This is a genomic window from Acidovorax sp., assembly GCF_046294525.1.
Lineage (GTDB): Bacteria > Pseudomonadota > Gammaproteobacteria > Burkholderiales > Burkholderiaceae_C > Acidovorax.
Genome location: NZ_JBKBKQ010000005.1, coordinates 1 through 22963, shown reverse-complemented (window position 1 = coordinate 22963; position 22963 = coordinate 1). Strand labels below are relative to the sequence as shown.

The 22963-nt window shown below is 67.7% G+C and carries 18 protein-coding genes; 6 read left to right on the top strand and 12 right to left on the bottom strand.

From position 1 onward, the window contains the following. Positions 1-29: 29 nt before the first annotated feature. Positions 30-932, bottom strand: a complete 903-nt coding sequence (locus ACK4HJ_RS07255) for a LysR family transcriptional regulator (protein ID WP_409829319.1) — start codon at positions 930-932, stop codon at positions 30-32. Between the two features lie 162 nt (positions 933-1094). Between ACK4HJ_RS07255 and ACK4HJ_RS07250 the strand changes: the two genes are divergently transcribed. After that, positions 1095-2075, top strand: coding sequence for a TerC family protein (locus tag ACK4HJ_RS07250; protein ID WP_409829317.1), 981 nt, complete (start codon positions 1095-1097; stop codon positions 2073-2075). A gap of 52 nt (positions 2076-2127) precedes the next feature. On the opposite strand, the gene ACK4HJ_RS07245 is transcribed toward ACK4HJ_RS07250, so the two are convergent. The 4 genes from ACK4HJ_RS07245 to ACK4HJ_RS07230 form a co-directional block, all read right to left on the bottom strand. Next, positions 2128-3096, bottom strand: coding sequence for a Bug family tripartite tricarboxylate transporter substrate binding protein (locus tag ACK4HJ_RS07245; RefSeq protein ID WP_409829314.1), 969 nt, complete (start codon positions 3094-3096; stop codon positions 2128-2130). A 93-nt stretch (positions 3097-3189) separates the two neighbouring features. Then, positions 3190-3447 carry a DUF2783 domain-containing protein gene (locus ACK4HJ_RS07240; RefSeq protein ID WP_015015947.1) on the bottom strand — a complete coding sequence of 86 codons (258 nt, stop codon included), beginning with the start codon at positions 3445-3447 and terminating at the stop codon, positions 3190-3192. A 26-nt stretch (positions 3448-3473) separates the two neighbouring features. Beyond that, the gene (locus ACK4HJ_RS07235) at positions 3474-5126 is read right to left on the bottom strand and encodes an FAD-dependent oxidoreductase (protein WP_409829311.1); all 1653 of its coding nucleotides are present in this window, start codon (positions 5124-5126) and stop codon (positions 3474-3476) included. 27 nt (positions 5127-5153) lie between these two features. After that, positions 5154-6113, bottom strand: coding sequence for an MBL fold metallo-hydrolase (locus ACK4HJ_RS07230; RefSeq protein ID WP_409829308.1), 960 nt, complete (start codon positions 6111-6113; stop codon positions 5154-5156). A gap of 142 nt (positions 6114-6255) precedes the next feature. Here ACK4HJ_RS07230 and ACK4HJ_RS07225 point away from each other — a divergent pair, with 142 nt between their 5' ends. The 3 genes from ACK4HJ_RS07225 to ACK4HJ_RS07215 all read left to right on the top strand — a co-directional run bounded on the left by ACK4HJ_RS07225 (position 6256) and on the right by ACK4HJ_RS07215 (position 10611). Further along, positions 6256-7068, top strand: a complete 813-nt coding sequence (locus tag ACK4HJ_RS07225) for an IclR family transcriptional regulator (protein ID WP_409829305.1) — start codon at positions 6256-6258, stop codon at positions 7066-7068. 339 nt (positions 7069-7407) lie between these two features. Next, positions 7408-8919 carry an ATPase domain-containing protein gene (locus ACK4HJ_RS07220; RefSeq protein WP_409829708.1) on the top strand — a complete coding sequence of 504 codons (1512 nt, stop codon included), beginning with the start codon at positions 7408-7410 and terminating at the stop codon, positions 8917-8919. 12 nt (positions 8920-8931) lie between these two features. Next, on the top strand, positions 8932-10611 hold the full coding sequence (locus tag ACK4HJ_RS07215) for a response regulator (RefSeq protein WP_409829303.1): 1680 nt from the start codon (positions 8932-8934) through the stop codon (positions 10609-10611). A gap of 158 nt (positions 10612-10769) precedes the next feature. On the opposite strand, the gene ACK4HJ_RS07210 is transcribed toward ACK4HJ_RS07215, so the two are convergent. Beyond that, on the bottom strand, positions 10770-11366 hold the full coding sequence (locus tag ACK4HJ_RS07210; RefSeq protein WP_409829301.1) for a Crp/Fnr family transcriptional regulator: 597 nt from the start codon (positions 11364-11366) through the stop codon (positions 10770-10772). Between the two features lie 91 nt (positions 11367-11457). On the opposite strand from ACK4HJ_RS07210, the gene ACK4HJ_RS07205 reads away from it, so the two are divergent. Next, positions 11458-11913: a methyltransferase family protein gene (locus ACK4HJ_RS07205; protein WP_409829298.1), complete on the top strand. Its 456-nt coding sequence runs from the start codon at positions 11458-11460 to the stop codon at positions 11911-11913. On the opposite strand, the gene ACK4HJ_RS07200 is transcribed toward ACK4HJ_RS07205, so the two are convergent. From ACK4HJ_RS07200 to ACK4HJ_RS07175, 6 genes are all read right to left on the bottom strand, one after another. Further along, entirely contained in the window at positions 11910-13226 is a 1317-nt protein-coding gene (locus tag ACK4HJ_RS07200) for an O-acetylhomoserine aminocarboxypropyltransferase/cysteine synthase family protein (RefSeq protein WP_409829295.1), read from the bottom strand. The two genes, ACK4HJ_RS07205 and ACK4HJ_RS07200, sit on opposite strands and share 4 nt — an antisense overlap. Positions 13227-13287: 61 nt before the next feature. Next, positions 13288-13803, bottom strand: a complete 516-nt coding sequence (locus tag ACK4HJ_RS07195; protein ID WP_409829293.1) for a CoA-binding protein — start codon at positions 13801-13803, stop codon at positions 13288-13290. A gap of 37 nt (positions 13804-13840) precedes the next feature. Further along, the gene (locus ACK4HJ_RS07190) at positions 13841-14455 is read right to left on the bottom strand and encodes a thioredoxin family protein (protein WP_409829290.1); all 615 of its coding nucleotides are present in this window, start codon (positions 14453-14455) and stop codon (positions 13841-13843) included. Between the two features lie 46 nt (positions 14456-14501). Continuing rightward, the gene (locus ACK4HJ_RS07185; RefSeq protein ID WP_409829288.1) at positions 14502-16757 is read right to left on the bottom strand and encodes a protein-disulfide reductase DsbD family protein; all 2256 of its coding nucleotides are present in this window, start codon (positions 16755-16757) and stop codon (positions 14502-14504) included. 128 nt (positions 16758-16885) lie between these two features. After that, positions 16886-20758, bottom strand: coding sequence for a DUF748 domain-containing protein (locus ACK4HJ_RS07180; RefSeq protein WP_409829285.1), 3873 nt, complete (start codon positions 20756-20758; stop codon positions 16886-16888). Between the two features lie 250 nt (positions 20759-21008). Beyond that, on the bottom strand, positions 21009-21761 hold the full coding sequence (locus tag ACK4HJ_RS07175; RefSeq protein ID WP_409829283.1) for an alanyl-tRNA editing protein: 753 nt from the start codon (positions 21759-21761) through the stop codon (positions 21009-21011). A gap of 44 nt (positions 21762-21805) precedes the next feature. Between ACK4HJ_RS07175 and ACK4HJ_RS07170 the strand changes: the two genes are divergently transcribed. Next, positions 21806-22675 carry a creatininase family protein gene (locus ACK4HJ_RS07170; protein WP_409829280.1) on the top strand — a complete coding sequence of 290 codons (870 nt, stop codon included), beginning with the start codon at positions 21806-21808 and terminating at the stop codon, positions 22673-22675. The last annotated feature ends 288 nt before the right edge of the window (positions 22676-22963 follow it).

Here is a 22963-nt window from a genome sequence, read left to right as displayed (position 1 = left end):
AGCGCTTGATGGGTAAGCGCTAACAGCTATCAATTCAGAAGCATTCCACCCTTGCCCGCCTCCAGCAGCCGCGTCAGCAGCGGGTGCATCACCTTGCGCGCGTTGTAGATCAGGTGAAACTGCTCCTGCACGTCCGGTGTGGTGCCCACCTGCACCAGTCCGTGCGTCTGCGCCAGGTGCGCGCCCAGCGACACGGGCGCGGGCATCACGCCCATGCCGGTGGACGCAAACGTACTCAGCAGCGCGCTGTCTTCAAACTCGCCGGCGATGTGCGGGCGGATGCGCTCGCGCTCCAGCCACTGGTCGATGCGCGCGCGCATGGCGGCGTGGTCGGTGGGCAGCAGCACCGGCACGCTGGCCAGGCTGCGCGGAAACCCCTGAGCGGCCGCGGCGGCCCATGCAGGCGGCGCGTACCAGGCCAGGGGGCTCGTGCCCAGCAGCTCGCTCGTCGTCTTGAGGGCTGGGTTGGGCGGCGCGGGCCGGTCGGCCAGTACGGCGTCCAGCTTGTGCAGCGCCAGCTCGGCCAGCAGGGGCTGGAACTCGCCCTCGTGGCACAGCAGGCGCAGGTGGGGCTCGCCCAGTACGGGCGTCAGCAGCCGGTGCATGGCCAGCTTGGCAATGCCGTCCGAAATGCCCAGACTCAGCCGCACGGTCTGGCCCGACGCGGCCTCGCGCACGCGGTGCGGCAGCTGCTCGCCCAGGGCAAAGATGTGGTCGGCCTCGTGCAGCGCGGCCACACCGGCCTCCGTCAGCACCAGGCTGCGCCCTTCCGTGCGCAGCAGCGTCACGCCCAGGGATTTTTCCAGCTCGCGCACCTGGGCGCTGATGGTCTGCACCGCCATGTCCAGCCGCTCGGCGGCCCGGGCGATGCCCCCTTCCTTGGCCACCACCCAGAAGTAAAAAAGATGGCGGTAGTTGAAGCTCTGGCTCATCGGGTCCTCAGTGCAGCATGCGCATTTTTTAAGATCAGTTCGTAAAAACCGAACCCATCCTACCAATAAGGCAGGTTTTTAAGAATCGCTCGCGTCCCTACAGTGCGGGGCTTCGGCCGGATGGACACCGGCCACGGTGTTTCAAATTAGGGAGCAAGCAGCATGGAAACGATAGGCACTTGGTGGATGTGGACGGGGTTTGCCGTCTTTGTGGTGGTGGCCATCGCCATCGACCTGCTGGTCATGGAGCGCCAGGGCGCGCACCGGGTCACGATGAAGGAGGCCCTGAACTGGAGCCTGATGTGGTTCTCGCTGGCCTTTGTGTTTGTGGCCATCCTGTGGTGGTATCTGGACGGCAGCCAGGGGCGCGAGGTGGCGAACACGGTGTCCATGCAGTTCATCACCGGCTATCTGGTGGAAAAGAGCCTGTCGGTGGACAACATCTTTGTCTTTCTGATGCTGTTCAGCTACTTTGCCGTGCCGCCGCAGTACCAGAAGCGCGCCCTCATCATCGGCATCATCGGCGCCATCGTGCTGCGCACACTGCTGATCCTGGCAGGCGCCTGGTTGCTGGCCACCTTCCACTGGCTGCTGTACGTGTTTGGCGCCTTCCTGATCGTCACCGGCGTGAAGATGTGGTTTGCGGCCGGGCAGGAGCCGGAGATTTCGTCCAACCCCGTGCTGAAGTTCTTGAAGAAGCGCATCCGCATCACCGACCAGTTTGACGGGGAGAAGCTCTCCACCATGGTCAATGGCGTCAAGCATTTCACGCCCCTGTTCGCGGTGCTGGTGTTGATCGGCACCACCGACATCATCTTTGCGGTGGACAGCATCCCGGCGATCTTTGCAATCACCACCGACCCGTTCATCGTTCTCACGGCCAACATCTTCGCCATCCTGGGTCTGCGGGCGCTGTACTTTCTGCTGGCGGACTTGGCCAGCCGCTTCCACCTGCTCGCCTACGGCCTGGCGCTGGTGCTGGTGTTCATTGGCAGCAAGATGCTGCTCATCGACTTGGTGAAGATCCCGATCGGCTATGCATTGCTGGTGACGGCCACGCTGATCGCCGGCTCCATCCTGCTGTCGCTGCGCAATTCGAGCGAGAGTGGGCACGGCGGCCCGGCCCTCGACCGCAAGAAGTGAGTGAGTGCGCGCTGGGCAGGCGGGCGGTGCCGCCCCGCGCAGCGCGCAGCTGTCAGTCCAGCTTCACCCCCACCTTGGTGATCACGCGGCCCCACTTCTCGCGCTCGGCGCGCGCAAAACTGCCCATCTGGGCAGCGGTGCCGGGCATGGGCTCCACGCCCAGGGCCTGCAGGCGGGCCTTGGTGCGCGTGTCCGCCAACGCTGTCTGCAGCGCCTTGCTGAAGCTGGCCGCCACATCGGCCGGTGCGCCCGTGGGCACGACCAGGCCTTGCCAGGCAAAGCCTTCAAACCCTTGCAGTCCCTGTTCGGAAATCGTGGGCACATCCGGCATGGTGGCTACCCGCTGAGGGCTGGCCACGCCAATCGCGCGCACCTTGTTGCCCGCGAGGAACGGGTACACCGTGGCGCTGTCGATCCACATCGCGGGCACCTGGCCGCCGATTACATCCTGGATGGCCGGTGCTGCGCCGCGATACGGCACATGCGTGAGCTTGAGTCCGCTCTGTTCGCGGAACAGCTCGCCCACCAGGTGGTGCGGGCTGCCCGGCCCGGCGGACGCCCAGTTCACCCCATCGGGCATCCCTTTGGCCCAGGCCATGAACTCCTTCAAGTTCTTGGCGGGCACGTTGTTGGACACCACCAGGAACATCGGAAAGCGCACCAGCAGGCCCACGGGCTGGAAGTCCTTCTCGGCGTTGTAGCTCAGCTTGCTGAGCAAAAACGGGTTGGCCGCCAGCGTGGCGAAGTCGGCCGAGAAAATGAGGTTGCCGTAGTCCTTGTTGCGCGCGCTGTATTCAGCGGCGATGTTGGTGCCCGCGCCGGGCTTGTTGTTGATGACGATGGGGCGGCCCAGCGTGGCCGACATCGATTCGGCAATCGTGCGCGCCACGATGTCCGAGCCGCCGCCAGCGGCGTAGCCCACCACCCATTCGAGCGGTTTGGTGTCCTGGGCATGGGCCAGGGGGAGGGCGGTGGCCAGGGCCAGCCCGGCCAGGGTGGTGAGGAAATGTTTGCGCTGCATGGTGGTGTTGTCTCCGTGGTTGTGAAAGTTCAAGTCGAGTCGGACCCCGCACCGTCTGCGCGGTGCTGTCGTGGTGATTGCAGAAGGGACGGGCTAGGCCGCCACCGCGTGGGTGGGCACCACCGGCGTGATCGCCGGGGTGGTGCGCCGGTCGGCCGTGGGCACGGCACTGCCGCGCGCCAGCTGCAGCGCGTGCTGCAGCGTGGCCTGGTCGCCGATGTGGTTGGCCAGCAGCAGCACCAGGCGTGCGTTCATGGCGTGGCTCTCGGGCGTGGACAAGCCCTGGTGCGCCGCAATCAGCGCTTCATAAAAGTCGTCGCAGGCCTGCAGGTTGGGTTGGGTGTTCAGCATGGGCATGTTCCTTGTCGTCTTCCTCGTCAGGCGGCTGCGACCGTGGCGCGTGCCAGTGCGCTGCGCACGGCGACTTCGGTAGGCGTGCGCCAGCGCGCGCACACGTGCTGGTCGGGCCGCACCAGGTACACGGTGCGCGGCAGCGCATCCAGCCGCTGGGCGGCCAGTGCCTGGTGGTCGATCACGTCGATGCCGATCTGCAGCACCTTCACACCGTGCAGGTCACGGGCCCAAGCTGGGGCCGGGCCAAACACCAGCAGCGTGAAGTCCGGCCCCAGCTCGCGCAGCAGCCAGGTGGGCTGGCCCTGCTTCGTCAACGGTGCATCCAGCAGCACGGCACCGGGCACCTGGGTGCCTGCGAAGTGATCGGTATCCGGCGTGTTCAGCGGCGACTGGTGCAGCGTGGCAGGCACCGACAAGCGGCCGCTGTTGACGATGCGCCTTGCAAACGCATGTTCGCGCGCCAGGTGCAGTGCCGCGTCGCGGAACAGGCGGCTCACCTCGCTCTTGGGCGTGATGAAGTCGGTGGCGCGCGTGGAGTTGCACAGGTTCTCATCGGCCGCGTATTCACGCTCGGGGCCATAGGTGCTCGCCAGCGCTGCGCTGGCGCGACCCTTCAGAACCCAGTCCAGCTTCCAGGCCAGGTTTTCGGCGTCCTGCACGCCGCTGTTGGCGCCACGGGCGCCGAAGGGTGACACACCATGCGCGCTGTCCCCCGCAAAGATGACGCGGCCGTGCACAAACTGGTCCATGCGCAGGCAGGCAAAGGTGTAGACGCTCGCCCAGTCCAGCTCAAACTGTGCATCCGCACCCAGCAGCGCCTTCACGCGCGGGATGATGTTCTCGGGCTTCTTTTCTTCTTCGGGGTCAGCGTCCCAGCCCAGCTGGAAGTCGATGCGCCAGACGTTGTCGGGCTGGCGGTGCAGCAGCACGCTTTGGCCGGGGTGGAAGGGCGGGTCGAACCAGAACCAGCGCTCGGTCGGGAAGTCCGCATCGCCCGCCAGCTTCACATCGGCGATCAAAAAGCGGTCTTGAAAAATACGCCCCTTGCTCTCCAGCCCCAGCATCTGCCGCGTGGGCGAGCGCGCGCCATCGCAGGCCACCAGCCATTGCGCGTCGATCTGGTAAGCGCCCTCGGGCGTGTCGATGCTCAGCAGCGCGCTGTCCGCGCGGCTTTGCACGGAAGTGACCTTGTTTTGCCAGCGGATGTCGATGCCCGGCAGCTGCAGCGCACGCTCCACCAGGTAGGCCTCGGCGTAATACTGCTGCAGGTTGATGAAGGCGGGGCGCTCGTGGCCCTCTTCGGGCAGCAGGTTGAATTCGTACAGCTGCTCGTCTTTGAGGAACACCTTGCCCAGGTTCCACGACACGCCCTTGTCCACCATGCGCTGGCCCACACCCAGACGGTCCCAGATCTCCAGCGTGCGCTTGGCAAAGCAGATGGCGCGCGAGCCGATGGAGAGCTTGTGGTCGTTGTCCAGCACCACCACACGCTGCCCGCGCTGGGCCAGGTCGATGGCGAGCGACAGGCCCACGGGGCCCGCGCCAATGACCACGATGGGGTGCTGCGCGGGCGTGGTGCGGTCCTGGTCGGGCGAGCGTACATAACCAAAATCGAGGGCCTGCACCTCGGCGCCGCTGGCGTGGAAGGCCTCTGGGGGGATGTCTCTGGGGTTCATTGTTGTGTCTCCTCCGACCTCAGCGGCCTAGCCTTCCAGGGCTTTCCACATTTGAATGTCGCGCTCGGCGGTCCAGATGCGTGGGTCGGGGTATTGCGTGGCCTCGTCGTACGCACGGGTCACGTCAAACGGCATGCAGTGGTTGAAGATCACCCAGTGGCCGTACTTGGGCTGCAGCTTGGCAAACGTGGCCTCGTACACCTTGCGCAGGTCTTCGCCTTTGGCCGCACTGGCCTTCACGCTCTCGTACAGGTCGCTGATGAAGGCGCGTGTGCCCGCCAGGCCCGCCTGCACCTGCTCAGGCGTCTGCAGCGCGGCGCCCCGGCCGGGCACCAGCTTTTCGGGCTGGAGGGCTGCGATGTTGTCCAGGGTCTGCGGCCAGTCCTGGAAATACGCGTCGCCCGCATACGGCGTGGCGTCGAACTCCACAAGGTCGCCGCTGAACAAAATATTTTCCTGCGGCAGCCAGGCCACCGTGTCGCCCTTGGTGTGGCCCCGGCCCAGTTGCAGGATCTGCACCTCCAGCTTGCCCAGCCACAGGGTCATCTTTTGGTTGAAGGTCATGGTCGGCCAGGTCAGGCCGTCGGGCACGCTCTCTACGTTCTGGAACAGGCGCGGAAAGCGGCCGATCTCGCTGTCCTTGTCGAACTGGCCGCGCTCCACGATCAGGTCGCGCGTGTCCTCGCTGGAAATGATGTGCTCGGCACCGTAAGCGCTGGCCCCCAGCACGCGCACGGCGTGGTAGTGGGAGAGCAGCACGTACTTGATGGGCTTGTCCGTCACCTCGCGGATGCGGCGGATCACGTCCTGTGCCATCACGGGCGTGGCCTGGGTGTCGATGACCATCACCGCGTCGTCGCCAATGATGATGCCGGTGTTGGGGTCGCCCTCGGCGGTGTAGGCATAGGCGTGGTCGGAGAGCTTGTCGAAGCTCACCTTCTTCACTTCGAGGTCGGCGGCGGAGGCAAAGTTTTTGACGGTGCTCATGGTGGTGATTTGTTAATGGTGAATTCGTTTATCTAAACGGAATGTGTTGATGTTAGGCAACAAATTCGTTAATGTCTAACGCATTTGTTTAGGTGTAAACCCGAAGTGCGTATGGATGCTGCGCTGCGTGGACAATCGCCCCATGCCCACGACGACCCCCGACCTGCCCCCCGCCGACGATGAAGACACGCCCCGCAGCCCGCGCGGCATCCAGAGCGTGGAGGTGGGCGGCCAGCTGCTGAAGGTGCTGGCACGCACCGGCCGGCGCATGGCACTCAAGGACCTGGCCCGTGCGGCCGACATGACGGCGGCCAAGGCCCACCCCTACCTGGTGAGCTTTGGCAAGCTGGGCCTCATCGAGCAGGACGCCGTGAGCGGCCACTACGGCCTGGGCCCCTTGGCCATGCAGCTGGGCCTGATCAGCCTGCAGCAGGTGGACCCGGTGCGCCTGGCCATTGCCGAGCTGCCCGCGCTGGCCCAGCGCATTGGCTACACCGTGTCGGCCTCGGTCTGGGGCGACAACGGCCCGACCATCATCCGTGTAGAAGAAGGCCCCACCGCCGTGTATGTGGCCATGCGCCACGGCACCACGGCCTCGGTGCGGCACACGGCCACGGGCAAGGTGTTTGCAGCCTTCGGCCCGCGCGAGCGCGCTGCCGCCGCGCTGGCGGCCGAAGGGTTTGCGGGTGCGCTGGATGAGCCCGCGTTTGCGGCCGAGCTGGAGTCGGTGCGCCAGCACCAGATCAGCGAGGTGACCGACCAGCTCCTGCCCGGCATCAGCGCGCTGGCCACGCCGGTGTTTGACGGGTTTGGGCAGCTGGTGCTGTGCATCGCGGTGATCGGCCCCAGCGCCACACTGCGCACAGGCCCTGGCAGCGATGCCGCTCGGCTGCTTTGCGAGGCGGGCCAGGCGCTGTCGCGACGACTGGGTGTGATGCAGGACAACGGCCGTTGAACCAGCCTCTGCCCTTCATGCAACAGGGGAAGCGGGCTCTGCAAACCACACATTGCGATGCGGGCCGCGTGTGTAGGACCTGTTGCCCACACATCCATCGGCCTCGGCTGACCTTGCAGACTGCCGCGGATTTCTAGAATTCGGCAAGACTAATACGCCGCATAAAAAATATCTGCCGTGACCACCGGCTGCCGCGCTCCCTCCACGGGGCTGCTGCAAGGTTTCACGCCCCTCTTTCCTGAGACCCTTCGGATATCTTTATGCCCGCACTGCCCCTTGCACGCCAGGGGCCGAACGCCGAAAGGACCGCCCTTGCCAAACACTTCCCCCCAACCCCCTATGCCGCAGGAGCCGGCACACCCGCCTCAGGCCCTTGCCTCCACCGGCATCAGCGGACTGGACAACGTGCTCTTTGGCGGCCTGTCTGCGCAGCACCTTTACCTGGTCGAGGGCAGTCCGGGCACCGGCAAAACCACCCTGGCGCTGCAGTTCCTGCTGGCAGGTCGCGACCAGGGCGAGCGCGGGCTGTACATCACCTTGTCAGAAACTTCGGAAGAGCTTGCGCAGGTCGCGCAGTCGCACGGCTGGACTTTGAGCGGCATCGAGGTGTACGACCTGGTCAGTGACGAGGGCCTGAGCGAAGAGGCCGAGCAGACCATCCTGCATCCGTCCGAGTTCGAACTGGGCGAAACCACGCGCGATGTGATGCAGCTGGTAGACAAGCTCAAGCCCCACAGGGTGGTGTTCGACAGCCTTTCCGAACTCCGGATGCTCGCCCAAAGCCCGCTGCGTTACCGTCGCCAGATCCTGGCGCTCAAGCGGTTCTTCTCGCAGAGAGGTTGCACGGTGCTGATGCTGGACGATAAATCGTCCGGCGAGGGCGACCAGCAGCTGCACAGCATTGCGCACGGGGTGATTCATTTGAACCAGAACGCGCACGACTATGGTCCTGACAAACGCTCGCTGCGTGTGGTCAAGCTGCGCGGCGTGCGGTTTCGCAGCGGTGACCACGACTTTGATCTGGACCGTGGTGGCATCGTCGTCTTCCCTCGGCTCGCTGCGGGCGAACACCACCGCGATTTCGACCCGCGCCCCCTGTCCACCGGCAACGCTGCGTTCGACGCCATGCTGGGCGGCGGGCTCACACCCGGCAGCAACCTGCTATTTGCAGGGCCCGCCGGCGTGGGCAAGTCCACCACGACCATCAGCTGTGCCGTGGCCGCCATTCAGCGCGGCCAGAGGGTGGCGTACTACCTGTTTGACGAGGGCAAGCACACGCTGCGCCAGCGCTCGCAGGCTCTGGGTCTCGACATTGAGCCCTACCTCGCATCGGGGCAACTGCTGCTGCGCTCTTTTGACCCCGCCGAAGTCTCGCCCGGACAGTTCGCGCAGGCGGTGCGCGACGCGGTGGAGCGCGAAGGCGTGAAACTGGTGGTCATCGACAGCCTGAACTCGTACATGCAGGCCATGCCCGGCGGCCAGTTCCTGCTGCTGCAGATGCACGAGCTGCTGGCTTACCTCAACCAGCAGGGCGTCATTACATTGATCATTCTTTCGCTGCACGGCACGGTGGGAGAGATCCGCACGGACATAGACCTGAGCTATCTCAGCGACGCGATGGTGTACTACCGCTACTTCGAATCGGGTGGGGCCTTGCGCAAAGCCATCGCAGTCATTAAAAGCCGGACACTGCCGCACGAGACCACCATTCGCGAGTTCCGGCTGGGGCAGTCGGGCGTTGAGATCGGTGAACCGCTGACCGACTTCCAGGGCATTCTGGCCGGCGCGGTGCACTACGCCGGGAGGCAGGCGCTGCTGGGCGATGGCGACATCCTCGCCCCGGGTGTTTGAAGAAGGGGTTGCATGGAAAGCCGTGTCCTGATCCTGGCGCCGCATGGCCGCGATGCGCAGGTGATTGCAACGGTGCTGCAAGGGGCCAGCATTCGCAGCATGGTCTGCCCCGACGCCCCGTGCCTGCTGGCCGAACTGGAAAACTCCGCCGCCACTGCCATCGTGACGGAAGAAGTGCTGGGCCGCGGCCTGGACCAAGCCCTGCGGCAGTACTTGGTGCAGCAGCCTGCATGGTCTGATTTTCCGTTCGTGGTGCTCACCACGCGCCGCGCCAGCCGCCGGTCGGCCCAGGCTGCGGCGTCTCTGCAGGCGCTGGGCAACGTCGTGCTGCTGGAGCGGCCGGTTCACCCCGAAACTCTGGTGAGCGCCGTGCAGTCGGCCCTGCGAGCGCGCGCGCGGCAATACGCTTCGCGCCGGCACCTGGCCGACATCGAGGCTGCCAAGCAGACGGTGGAGCAGCTCAATGCCGCGTTGGAGACCCGCATTGCCGAGCGCACCAGCGACCTGGCCGGCGCCAACGATTTGCTGATGCGGGAGATCGCCGAAAAGGAGCGCATCCAGAACAAGGTGGTGCAAAGCCAGAAGCTCGAAGCCATCGGGCGGCTCACGGGCGGCATCGCGCACGACTTCAACAACCTGCTGCATGCGGTGAGCCTGAACCTGCAGCTCATCACCCGCCTGGGCACCGATGCCCGCACCACCGACTTTGCTCGGCGCGCCAAGGAGTCGGTGGACCGCGGCGCGCGGCTCACCGCGCAGCTGCTGTCGTTTGCGCGCGCCCAAAGCTTGTTGCCCCGCATGCAAGACGTGAACGCTCTGGTGAGTAACCTGCGCGAGCTGATCGAGGTGTCGGTGGGCTCCAAAGTGCAGGTGCATATGGAGCTGGCCAAGGGCGAGGCCTGGGCGCTGCTGGATGGCGCGCAGCTGGAGATGGCGCTGCTCAACATGGCCGTCAACTCGCGCGACGCCATGCCCGACGGCGGCCAGCTCACCATCCGTACCAAGGTGTTGCCCCCGGCGGACGGGCACAGCGCGCCGCGCGTGCACATCAGCGTGCAGGACACCGGCTGCGGTATCCCCGAGGCTTTGCAGGCCAAAGTGTTCGATCCCTTCTTTACCACCAAGGGCGACGGCGAGGGCACGGGACTGGGGCTGAGCCAGGTCTACGGCTTTGCGCGTCAGTCGGGCGGCAGCGCAGAGATCCACAGCGTGGAAGGCGAAGGCACCACGGTTTCACTCCAGTTCCCGCAGGTCGCGCAAGACCCTCAGGACACTGCCCAAGGCCAGGCGAACAATGGCAACGGCGCCGCCAACGGCCACGGGGAAAAGCGCGTGGAACTGCTGGTGGTGGAAGACGACGAGGCCGTGCGCCAAGGCATTGCCGAGGGCTTGCGCCTGTTGAAATACAGCGTGCGTGAGGCCTGCGACGGCGAAGCCGGACTGCGCGAACTGCGCCGCAACAAGCCCGACCTCGTCATGGTCGACTACCTGATGCCCGGCATGAATGGCGCCGAATTCATCATCGCCGCCCGCGACCTGTACCCGCAGATCCCCGTGCTGGTCGCCACCGGCTACGCCGACATGGCCGAGGTGGAGCGGCTGGTGGGAGCTCAGTCCATCCTGAAAAAGCCGTTTGATCTGGAAACGTTGAACGCTGCGGTGGGGGCGGAGTTGGCGCGGCGGCGGGGGTAGCACGCACGTCGGCCGGAGCCGTGCGCGAGCACGTGCTGGAGCTGATTTTTATGTATTTTTGGCGTCTAGCGCTTATCGATCAAGCGCTGCTAGCTATTAATATGTGAGCGTTGCGTTGCGTGGCTGGCCTGCGCTGGGTGGCGCCGGTGTGCGCCGCGTCACCCACCACGTATCACGCGCGCCTTGATGCGGCTGAGTGCTACTGGTGTCACGCGCACATAGCTTGCAATGTCGCGCTGGCGCACCTGGGCAGCGATCTGCGGGTACTGCTGCAGAAAGCGCCGGTAGCGCTCTTCGGGCGACAAGGTGAGTAGCTCCATCTCGCGCTGTTCCTTGCGCTGGCCGTACAGGCGGTAGGCGTTGCTCAACGCACGCTGCCACAGGCTGTGGCGCGCGGCCAGCGTTTCCAGCGCCGCGTGGTCGATCTGCTCCACCATGCAGGGGCCGCCCTCGGCCAGAGCGGTATAGCTGGTCACACCGCCCGGTTGCAGCGCAGTGAGGCTGGCAAAGCACAGGCCGGCGGGCACAAACCCCTTGACCCAGGTGTCTCCGTCCGCTGTTTCGTACACCATCTTGATGAGCCCTTCGTTCACTACAAACACGCGGGGCTGAACCTCGCCCGCGTGGAAAAGCACTTCGCCGCGCCGCAGCGGCCGCACCGTGGTGACGCGGGCCAGCATCTCCCAATCGGGCAGCGGGGCTTGCGCCAGCTGCTCCAGCACCGCGCGGGAGGAATGGTAGGCAAAGGTTGGCAAAAGGAAGACTCCGTTAACCCAGGTTATCGCCAGCATGGAGTGTCGTCGGCAGACTGCGGCTCCTGTCTTGATTGTGCAAGGAGAAGCCTGAATGAAACGTTTGCTGCTGCCCCCCGTGGTCTGGTTCGCGTCCGTGGGCGCGATGGTGATTTTGCAGCGCACTTGGCCGGTGGCTGCGGTGCCTGCCGAGGTGCGCGTGCTGGCGTGGATGGCAGGGGGCATGCTCGTGCTGGTGGGCATTGCCATGGCCCAGTGGCACGCAGGCCTCTTCAAGCGCATCGGGACCAACATCAACACTTTTGGCGAGCCCGGCATGCTGACCACTGCGGGCCTGTTTGCCTACACACGCAACCCCATGTACCTGGGTATGCTGCTGGCCCTCGCTGGGGTGGCGCTGGCGCTGGGCGCGCTGTCGCCGTGGCTCCTGGTACTGCTGTTCTTCGTGCTGGCGCAGTGGTGGTATATCCCGCTCGAAGAACGCAAGCTGGCTGCGCGCTTTGGGCAGCGGTACGTGGACTACTGCCGGGACGTGCGGCGCTGGGTTTAGGTCCGCGCCAGCGCCTGGTCGATGTCCCAGAGGATGTCGTCCAGGTCCTCGATGCCCACCGACAGCCGCACCATGTCTGCGCTCACGCCTGCGCGGGCCAGTTCTTCTTCGTTCAGCTGGCGATGCGTGGTCGATGCGGGGTGGATCACCAGCGTCTTCGCATCGCCGATGTTGGCCAGGTGGCTCAAGAACTCGCACGCGTCGATGAACTTCTCGCCCGCCGCCGCACCGCCCTTCACGCCAAACGTGAGGATGCCCGAGGCACCCGGCGTGCCATCCACCGCGCGGAACTGCTTTTGCGCGAGAGCGAAATACGGCGAATCCGTCAGACCGGGATAGTTGACCCACGCCACCTGCGGGTGGCTCTGCAAGAACTTCGCCACGGCCAGCGCGTTGCGGCAGTGCTCGCGCATGCGCAGGTGCAGGGTTTCGGCGCCCTGCAGCAGCTGCCACGCGTTCATGGGCGAGAGCACGCCGCCGAAGGTGCGGTTGACCTCCATGCGCGCCTTCATGGTGTAGCCGAAGTCGCCAAAGGTCTCGTAGAACTTCACGCCGTGGTAGGCGCGGCTGGGCTCCACCATCTCGGGGAATTTGCCGTTGTCCCATGGGAATTTGCCGCCCTCCACCACCACCCCGCCCATCGTGGTGCCATGCCCCCCGATGTACTTGGTGGCGCTGTGCACCACGACGTCGGCGCCGAGCTGCAACGGGTTGCACAGGTAGGGGCTGGCCACCGTGTTGTCGATGATGAGCGGCACGCCATGCGCATGCGCCACGTCGGCCACGGCGGCGATGTCGAGCACGTTCACCAGCGGGTTGCCGATGGTCTCGCCATACACCGCGCGGGTGGTGGGGCGCATGGCGCGTGCAAAGTTCTCGGGGTCGGCCGGGTCCACAAACGTGGTCTCGATGCCCAGGCGCGCAAAGCCCACGCCCAGCTGCCCCACCGTGCCGCCATACAGCGTGCTGGCGGCCACGATGTGGTCGCCGGTTTTCAAAATGGCCAGCAGTGCCGCCATCTGCGCGGCCATGCCGCTGGCGCAGGCCAGTGCGGCGCGGCCGTTTTCCAGGCTCGCGATGCGCTCCTCCAGCACTGCCACCGTGGGGTTGCTGATGCGGCTGTAGACGTTGCCAAAGGTCTGCAGGTTGAACAGGCTGCTGGCGTGTTCGGCGTTGTCGAACACAAAGCTGGTGGTCTGGTGGATGGGCGTGGCGCGGGCGCCGGTCACGGGGTCGGGCTGCGCTCCGGCGTGGATGGCGCGGGTGCCAAAGCCAAACATGCGGTCGGCGCCGGAGGAAGGGTCTGTGGACATGGTTTTTGTATAAAACAGGCCGCTAGCGCTTGCTGGATAAGCGCTGGCAGCTATGAATTTGCTAGTAAGGCAGTTGCCGCAGGCGCTTGGCGCTGATGACCTTGGTGTTCACGCCCATCCAGCCCAGGCCCCCAAAGAGGCGCGCATGCTCGATCTTCACGCAGCGGTTTTGTATGACTTGCAGGCCAGCCGCCTGGGCGCGCAGCCCGGCCGCCTCGTTGAACACGCCCAGTTGCAGCCACAGGCACCGTGCGCCGATAGCGATGGCCTCGTCGGCCAGTGGGGGGATGTCCTCGCTCTTGCGAAAGCAGTCCACCAGGTCGATCTTCTGGCCCTGGGCGGCCAGGGCGGCAGCTGCCTCGGTCACGCTGGCGTAGGCCGTCTGGCCCAGGATCTTCCCGCCGTCCCGCGCCACCAGCGGGTTCACGGGCACGATGCGGTAGCCATGTGCCTGCATGTACTTGGCGGCAAAGTAACTGGGGCGGTGCCACTGGGGCGAGAGGCCCACCACCGCAAGGGTGCGGCAGTGGGTCAGCACGTGGCGCAGGGTGCTGATGGTGTCGGGGGTGTGGAGCATGCGGACAGTGTACGGATGCTTGCCCCGGTGCGCGTTCTCAGGCCGGCGACTTGTACTTGATGCTGCAGCCATACGGCTGCGTGGTGGCGGCCGAGATGGGCTTGCCCGCCAGGGCCTCGCCCAGCCCCACCTTCACATAGTTGGTCGCCTTTTCGATGTCGGCCGGGCGGGCCGAGGGAATGCTGTCGATGCCGCCCGCGTAGATCAGCTGGCCCTGCGGGTTGACGATGTACATGTGCGGCGTGGTGCGCGCGCCGTAGCTTTTGCCCACGGTGCCTTCCTCGTCCATCAGCACGGCGGTGGGGGCGGACTTGCGCTCGGTTTTCCAGGCCATGAGCTTGGCGGGCTCCATGTAGTCGCTGCTGGCTTTTTCGGTGGAGTTGATGGCCAGCCACACCACGCCTTTGCCGGTGGCGTCCTTTTGCGTGGCGGGCATGTTGCCGCTGTCATAGTGCTTGCGCACAAACGGGCAGCCGGGGTTGGTCCATTCCAGCACCACATGCTTGCCCTTGAAGTCGGACAGGCGCACGGTCTTTCCGCTGGTGTCCTTGAGCGTGAAGTCGGGCGCGGGCTGGCCCACGGTGGCGGCGGCCTGGGCACCCAGCGCGACCAGGGCAGCGGTGGCAATCAACGTACGGCGAAGCAGCTTCATGGCAGGGTCTCCTGAAGGGTTGGCGGGTTGATGAAAACGGAGCAACTCACAGCCGGGCAATCGTGGCGCGCACCTCGTCCACGCTCAGCACCTCGGTCAGCACCACGGGCGGCTTGCCGGCCTGGTAGAACACATACACAGGCACGCCGCTGCGGCCCAGCGCGGCCAGGGCCGCGGTGATGGCAGGGTCGCGGCGCGTCCAGTCGGCGCGCAGCAGGGCCACGTTCTTGGCCTGCAGGTCGGCCAGCACGTCGGCGTTGGCCAGCGTGGTCTTCTTGTTGTACTGGCAGGTCACGCACCAGGCGGCGGTGAAGTCCACAAACACGGGGCGGCCGCTGGCCACGATCTGCTCGGCGGCGCCCGGCGCCCAAGGCTGCCAGCCAACCGCCCCCGCCTGTGTGGAGGACGTGGCGGCCGCCTGCTCGGCTGGCAGGTTGGTGATGTGCGGCGCAAAGGCCCACACCAGCAACGCCATGGCCGCCAGCGACACGCTGGCCATCCACACCCGCGCACGCCCGGCCAGCGACAGGGCCCACACCACCAGCGACAGGCCCACGAGCAGGATCAGCAGCGCACCCGCGCCGTCGATGCCGCTTTGCTGGCCCAGCACCCACACCAGCCAGACCACGGTGGCCAGCATGGGGAAGGCCATGAGCTTGCGGAAGGTGTCCATCCACGCGCCAGGGCGGGGTAGGGCGCGGGCGACGGCGGGGATGAAGCTGGCCGCCAGGTACGGCAGTGCCAGCCCCAGGCCCAGCGCCGCAAACACGGCCAGCGCCTGCGGCGCAGGCAGCGTGGCCGTGAGGCCCAGGGACGCGCCCATGAACGGCGCCGTGCACGGCGAGGCCACGGCCACGGCCAGCACGCCGGTGAGAAAACTGTCGGCCACCGGGTGGCGCGCCTGCAGACTGGCCACCGACGAGGGCAGGAAATGCCCGAACTCGAACACGCCCGCGAGGTTCAGCGCGATCAGCGTGAACAGTGCCGCGAGCGATGCCACCACAGCGGGCGACTGCAGCTGAAAGCCCCATCCCACCGCCTCGCCCGCCGCACGCAGGCCCAGCATGAGGGCGCCCAGGGCGATGAACGACAGCACCACGCCCGCTGTGTAGGCGAGGCCGCTGATGCGGTGCGTGCGCCGGTTTTGCGCATGCTGGGTAAAGCCCACCACCTTGATCGCCAGCACCGGGAACACGCAGGGCATGAGGTTGAGGATGAGGCCACCGAGCAAGGCGCCCAGCAGCGCGGCGGCAAGGGTGAGGGACGAGGCGCCCGAACCCGATGTGCCCGACGCCCCCGGGCCTGCTGCCTGCGCTGCGTTGGCCTTGAGCGCGGCTTCGAGTGCGGGCGACACGGTGGCCATGGAAGCTGCTTGAGGCCAAGTGCCCAGCACTTTCAGCTCGGCCCGGTAGCCGGTGCGCGTGTCGGGGCCTGTGGCATGTGCAGGCGCTTGTTCGGCCAGCACCACGGGCATCAGGCTGGGGCTGGCGCTGCGCTGGTCGGCCAGCGGAATCTGCGCGGTCCACACGCTGCCGTTCCAGGCCTGCTTCCACTGCGCGGCGTTATTGATCACCTCGGCGGTTTCCGGGAAGAGGTCCAGCGCCCGGCCACGCAGCGCCACGGGCAGGCCGTGCACGCTGACGTTGAGAAAATTGCCGTCCGCAATCTGCGCCACGCTGTCGGGCACGATGCCGTTGGTGCCTGCCAGCAGGGGCTGGGGGCGGGCCTTGGCGGCGGCTTCAAAGGCTGCGGCGTGCAGCGCCGTGGTGCTCTGGATGGGCAGCTGCAGCGTGAACTCGCCTTCTTCGGGAATGCATTCCTTGCGGCACACCAGCCAGGACGCGTGCAGCTTGATGGTGGCTTCCTTGGGCAGCGGCCCGGGTGCGTAGGTGCTTGCTACGGTGACCGGCACTGGCAGCAGCACCGTGCCTTCATAGCCGTAGTTGGCCAGCGTGCCGATGGGAATCTTCTTGGGCAGGGGCCAGGCGATCTCGCCCGCATCCAGTCCGGCGGGCAGCGTCCAGGCCAGGTCGGTGGGCAGGCCGGAGTCGCCGGGGTTCTTCCAGTAGGTGTGCCACTCGGGCTGGTGGGTGATTTGCAGGCCCAGCCACAGCGGCTGGCCCGGGGCCACGCCCTGGGGCGCATGGGCCAGCAGTTCGGCCCGCACGTAGGGTGTGGTGACCACGTTGGTGCCTGCAGCGCCAGATTTGGTCCCAAATTGGGCGCTAGCGCTTGTCCATAAAGCGCTGGCAGCTATCAAAAAAAGAGTAGCCGCAAGGCGGCGGAGCAGGCGAATGGGCATGGTTGCGGTGTGGGAGCGGGCGCGGCGCCGTTGGTTCCGGCGCCCCGCGCGGCAGGGCGCCGGGTGCGCCATTGTGCGGCGGGGTGCCAAACCCCCGCTGGCCGTGCCCCTTCTGCCGGGGGCGGCTCTTAGCGCGTGGCCAGGCTCAGCTCGGCGCGCGGCATCCAGGGCTCCGGGCGGGGGCCGGACTTGGGCGCGGCCACGAACAGGCGTTCGGCCGGCAGCTGGCGTTGCTGCGTGAGGTAGTCGCGCACGGCCTGGGCGCGCTGCGCGGCCAGCTCGGCGGCCTGGGCCTCGGTGGCGCTGAACTGGGCCAGCAGCAGGGCCTCCATCTCCGGCTCGCTCAGCTCCTTGGCCAGCCCGACCAGGTTGCGCGGCTTGGGCATGTCGGCGCGGCGGTACACCGCGCGCAGCAGGGCGGGGACCTCGTGCGGCTGCACGGGCGTGGCGTCGGCCGGCGTGGCGCGGCGCTTTTCGGCAAGCAGTTGCTGGGCCAGGCGCGCGCGCAGCAGGCCTTCGCGCTCCTGCGCCGCGCTGGCCGTGCCGGTCACCGTCAGCTGCAGGCTGGGGCGCTCTGCCAGGGCCTGCGCCACCTTGTCCAGGTTCTGCCGCGCTTCGTCGGTCAGCACGGCGCTGCCGGGCGCAAACGCCACATGGCCCAGCGCGGCGTCGCTGCCGCCCAGCGCGCCCGCCAGCAGGCTGAAGGGCGAGGTCAGCGCCTTGCCGATCAGGTTGAGCACCAGCTTGCCGATCACCGGCCCCAGGCGGAACTGCGGGTCGTTGAGCGAGCCGCTGATGGGCAACTCCAGGTCGATCACACCGTTGCGGTCGGCCAGCAGGGACACGGCCAGCTTCACCGGCAGGCTGGCGGGGGCGCCCGCCACCGGTTCGCCAAACGTCAGCTGGTTGAGCACGAGCCGGTTGCTGGCGGTGAGCTGGCCATTCGGGAGCACCTGGTAGTTCACGTCCATGCTGAGCTTGCCCCGCTCAATGCCATGGCCCGCGTACTTGACCGCGTAGGGCGACAGCGGCGGCAGCTCCAGGCCCTGCACCTTGCCGGTGATGTCGAGCGCCAGGGTCCGCGCCAGCGGGTTGAGCCGGCCGGTGATTTCGAGCGCGGCGGAGCCTTCGGCGCGGCCGCGCAGCTCCAGGTCGGCCAGGGCGGGCTCGCCCGTGTTGCCAGCCAGAGGCGCATCCGAGCGGAAAGCGCCCAGCCGGCCAGTCAGTTCGCTGAGGTTGGCCGTGTAGTTGGGCTGCACGAAGAAGTCCGAAAACAGCACCTTGCCGTTGACCAGGCTGACTGGGCCCCAGGCCACTACGGGAGACAGCGGGTCGGACGGGGCGGGTGGCTGCACGGCTGGCTGAGCAGGCGCGGGTGTGGGGGCGGAGGCCGGGGCTGCCGCAAGGGCTGCCGCCGTGGCCGCGGCCTGCGCCGGGGGCTGGGCGATGTCGGACAGGTTCAGGCGCCCAGCTTCGTTCACCGTCACGCGGGCAAAGAAGTCGGACAAGCTGGTTTCGCGCACCTCCACGCGCGGGGCGGTGCCGGGCGCGGTGGCCACGCTCAGGCCGCGCAGGCTCAGGTTCTTCCAGGACAGCAGCTCCTGGTCCACCTGCGCGGCGGTCTTGGGGGTGGAAGCGGCCGTGCTGAGGGCGCGCAGGTCGTCCAGCGCGGCATCGCCCTGCAAGCGCAGGCGCGGGCCCTGGGCGGTGTGCGCCCACGCGGCCTGGCCGCGGAAGCTGGCGTCGGCCCGCAGAACCTCGATGGACCACTGGCCGGCCAAGTAGCCGTCCAGGGCCTGCAGGGGCAGGCGCGTGGCGTTGAGCTGGCCTTCCAGCGCCAGCGGCTGCAGTCCCAGCGTGCCCTGAAAGTCCAGCCGGCCGGGCTCGCCCGCACCGCCTGCATGTCCCGGACGGCCTGGGGCGGCCATGCGGGTGGACAGGCTGAAGGCCTGGGGCGCGCCGCCGTCGCTGGCCAGGTTGCGCGCGGCCAGGGTCAGGCCGGCCAGCTGCACGGCCACGGGGCGGGGTTGGCTGTGGTCGGCCAGCGCCACGCTGCCGCCTTGCACGGCCAGATCCTCGATGCGCCACTGCCAGGGCGCGTCGGCCGGGAGGGCTGTGGCGGAAGCTTCGGAGGCCACGGGCGCCGCCGCGTCGGGCGCTAGCGGGAGTTGCGCGGGCGCGGGTCCGGCAGCGCGCAGCCAACGCTCCACCATCCAGCGGCCCTGCGCATCGCGCTCCACCTGCACGCGGGGCTGGGCCAGGGCCAGGCGCTGCAGCGCAGCGGTGCGGCGGGCGGGGTCCATCGCTAGGCCGGCCAGCTCCAGCCGGTCCCAGGCGGCCAGCACGTCGCGGCCCCGGCGTAGGGCGAACTGATCGATGGTGAGCGGGCCTGCCAACCAGGTCAGGCCGGGGCGCTGGGCGGGGTTGGAGGGTTCGGCGGTAGCGGGCGGGGCGGGCTCGGATGCGGCCTGCACGGTGGGGGACGTGGCGGCAGATGCGGCCGGCAACGGTGCCACTGCCGGTGCCGGAGCACCTGCGCCTGCACGCCCCTCGGCCACCCAGCGCAGGCCCAGCGCGCCATTCACCCGGCCGGCCACAGTGGGCTCCAGCACCGTGGCCAGGTAGGGCGCGGCCAGGCCCAGGTCCAGGGCGTCGGCGGTCAGCGTCAGCTCGGCCTGCCGGTCGGTGCCGCTGCCGGCCAGCGCCAGGCGGCCGCCGCCCGGCAACTCCAGCGCGCCGCGCAGCGTGGCCGGGGTGGGTGTCAGCGGCCAGGCCAGATGGCGCAGCTGCAGCGACGCCACCTGCACCGGCAGCTGCAGGGCAGGGCGGGTGGTGGCGTCGGCCCAGTGCAGCGTGCTGCCCTGCACGGCCACTTCGTCCACAGCCACCGACCAGGCGGGCGTGGGCCGGGCGGAGGGCGCAGCGCCAGTGGGAGCGGCTGGTGCCAGCCGCTGCGCCCAGTTCAGGTTGCCAGCCGCATCGCGCCGGGCATGCAGGTGCGCGCCGGAGAGCGCCACTTTGCTCAGGTGCACTTTGCGGTGCAGAGGGCGCAGGTCGGCAATGTCCACGCGCAATCTGTCCAGCGCGAGCAGATCCTGTCCTTGCGAATCGGCCAGATTCACTTGGCGGGCCTGCACCCAGCCGCTGAAGGCTGCTGCCATCTGCGGGCGCTGCTGGAAGTCCACCTTCACATCCAGGTCCAGCGTGGCCGACCGCAGCTTGACCGGCACGCTGGCGGGCAGGTAGGCCAGGTAGGGCTGCAGGTCCAGGCCTTCCCAGCGCACCCGGGCATCGGCATCGCCCGTCTGGGCAAACGGCGTGCCTTCAGCGGCGGTGTCAAAACGGCTGCCGTTGAGTATGAATGCCAGGTGGGGGCGCACCTGCACCTCGCGCTGCGACGGCAGGGTGCTGATGAACGGCACCGTCAGGTCCAGCCCGCGCACCTCATGCCGCACGTTCACCGTGCGGTCGTCAAAGTCCACCTGCCCGCCATGCAGGGCCAGGTTGTACAGCGCCAGCCGGGCAGGCCCGTTGTCGGGCTGGGGCGCGGGCGCCGCCAGGCGCGCCAGCACGTCGTCCGCGTCATAGCGGCCATCGCCCAGGTGCGCCAGGCGCAGGTGGGGCGCGTCCACCTGCAACGCATCCACCACTGGGGCCCAGCGCAGCAGCGACTGCAATTCGCCATCGGCATAGATGCGCGCAATGGTCAGCTGCGGCGGCGCGCCTTCGGCACCGGCCACCACCACATCGCGCAGGGTCAGCTCCAGGCTCCACGGCCGAAAGTCGAGCGCGCCCACCGTTACCGCGCGGCCCAGCTGCGCGCTGGCCATGCGCTCCAGCGGCCCCTTGGCCAGCAACGGCACCAGCGCCCAGGCAAGCAGCCACACGCCCAGCAACCCCGCCAGTGCGCGGGCGGCGGGGCGAAACCAGCGGCGCTGGCGCAGGGAAGCAAGGAGATGCAAAACGGGAACGTTGCGCAGGCGGGAGAGCGAGGGCGGCATGGAAACGGCTTGGATCAGGGAACGCATTGCAGCGCCGCCCCGGCAGGGGGCGAAGTGCTGCGGACCGCTATTGTCCGGGCTGCCGACGGCCCGGGGTAAGCCAATGCAACAACAACGGGTGGCGCGTCCGAGCGGGGCAAAGCCCAGCACGATCCTGCGGGTGGTGGGGCAGAACCACGTCTTCCGGTGCGGCCTCACTTGCACTGCGTGCAAATGACTCCGCCCCAAAGAAAAGCGCTTTTCGCTTCGCTCACTGGGCAAAGCCCAGCACCACCCTGCGGGTGGTGGCGCTTTTCTTCTCAATCTTCGTAACGACAATGCCGCCGATCTCTGCCGTATTGGCCACATGCGTGCCCCCGCAGGGCTGCAGGTCGATCAGCGGCGCATCGCCTTCGCCGCCGATGCGAATGGTGCGGATGCGCCCCGTGCCGCGCGGGGGCTGCACGCTCATGCTCTTGACCAGGGCGGGGTTGGCGTCCAGTTCTTCGTCGCTGATCGAGGCCACGGTGAGCGGGTGCGCCGCGGCGACCAAGGTGGCGATGGCGGCACTCAGCTGTTCCTTGTCCAGCGGGTCGGTCATCGCAAAGTCCAGCCGCGCGTAGTCGGGCGTGATGGAGCAGCCGTTGACCAGCTGCGGCACCACATGGCACAGCAGGTGGCTGGTGGTGTGCAGGCGCATCATGCGGTGGCGGCGCTCCCAGTCGATGCGGGCGGTGACGGCCGTGCCCGGCGCGAGCTGCGCCACGCGGTCTTCCTGGCCGGCCGCGGGAACGTGGACGATGTCGCTGGTGGGGTTGCCGTCGGCGTCCTTGCCCTTGCGCGTGTCGGCAATGGTGATCTCGCTGCCGTCGGCCAGCACGAGCACGCCGCTGTCACCGGCCTGGCCGCCGCCCAAGGGGTAGAACACGGTCTGGTCCAGCACGATGCCGGTGTCGTTGATGGCGGTGATGTGGGCGCTGCATTCGCGCAGGTAGGCGTCTTGGCGGAACAGGTCGGTGGTCATGCGGTGATGGTAGCCGGGGCCCGCACGCCGCTACCATCGCGGGCATGATCACCGCCGCCACACCTGCCCCTGCCAGCTCGCCTGCGCTGCCCTCGCGCTTTTGGGCCGACCTGTCCACCCGCGACTTTGCCGCGCTGCAGGCCAGCGGCCAGGCCGACCAGGTGGTGGCCGTGCTGCCCGTGGCCGCCGTGGAGCAGCATGGCCCGCACCTTCCGCTGTCGGTGGATGCGACGCTGCTGCAAGGCGTGATCGAAGTCGCGCTGCCGCAGCTGCCCGCCGACCTGCCCGTGCTGTTTTTGCCCCCGCAGAACGTGGGCCTGAGCCCCGAGCACATCCGCTACCCCGGCACGCTCACGCTGTCGCCCGCCACGGTGATCGCGCTGTGGACCGAGATCGGCGAATGCGTGGCGCGCGCGGGCATCAAGAAGCTGCTGCTCTTGAACGGCCACGGCGGCCAGGTGAGCGTGATGGACATCGTGGCGCGCGAGCTGCGCACGCGCTGCGGCCTGCTCGTGTACAGCGCCAGCTGGTTCAGCCTGCCGCTGCCCGACTCTGTGGCCGGCCAGTTCAGCGCCGAGGAGCACCGCTTTGGCATCCATGCGGGCGAGATCGAGACATCGATGATGTTGCACCTGGCGCCCGGCACCGTGCGCATGGAGCATGCGCAAAACTTCCGCTCCACTTCGCAGTACCGGTCGGAGCGCTACGCCATTCTGGGCAACGGCAAGAGCGCCAAGCTGGGCTGGCAGATGCAGGACTACCACCCGGCCGGCGCCGTGGGGAACGCGGCTGCGGCCACGGCCGAGAAGGGGCGTGCGGTGGTGGAGGCTGCCAGCGCGCAACTCGCCGCGCTGCTGCAGGAACTGGCAGCCCTGCCGCTCGACACGCTGCGCGACGCATCGCCGGGTGCCTGATCGGCGGCGCACCCCCAAGTAACCCTCTGCACGAATCGTCGCGCCGTGGGCATCTGCGGCCTCGGGCGGTCTGCCGCGTTGCCAATGCTCGCAATAGCTACGGCTATTGCTGTGCTTGTCGCCTTGCAGCCCATCCCGATCCGCAGCGCCCACTTACCGCTCGATTCGTGCAGATGGCATGGACGTCTCCACCTACACCGCCGTTGATGGCGCAGGCCCCTGACTACATTGCAAGGTGGGGCCTCGCGGTAACGGCATCAAAGTGCCAAAGTGGAAGTTCGTCGCAAC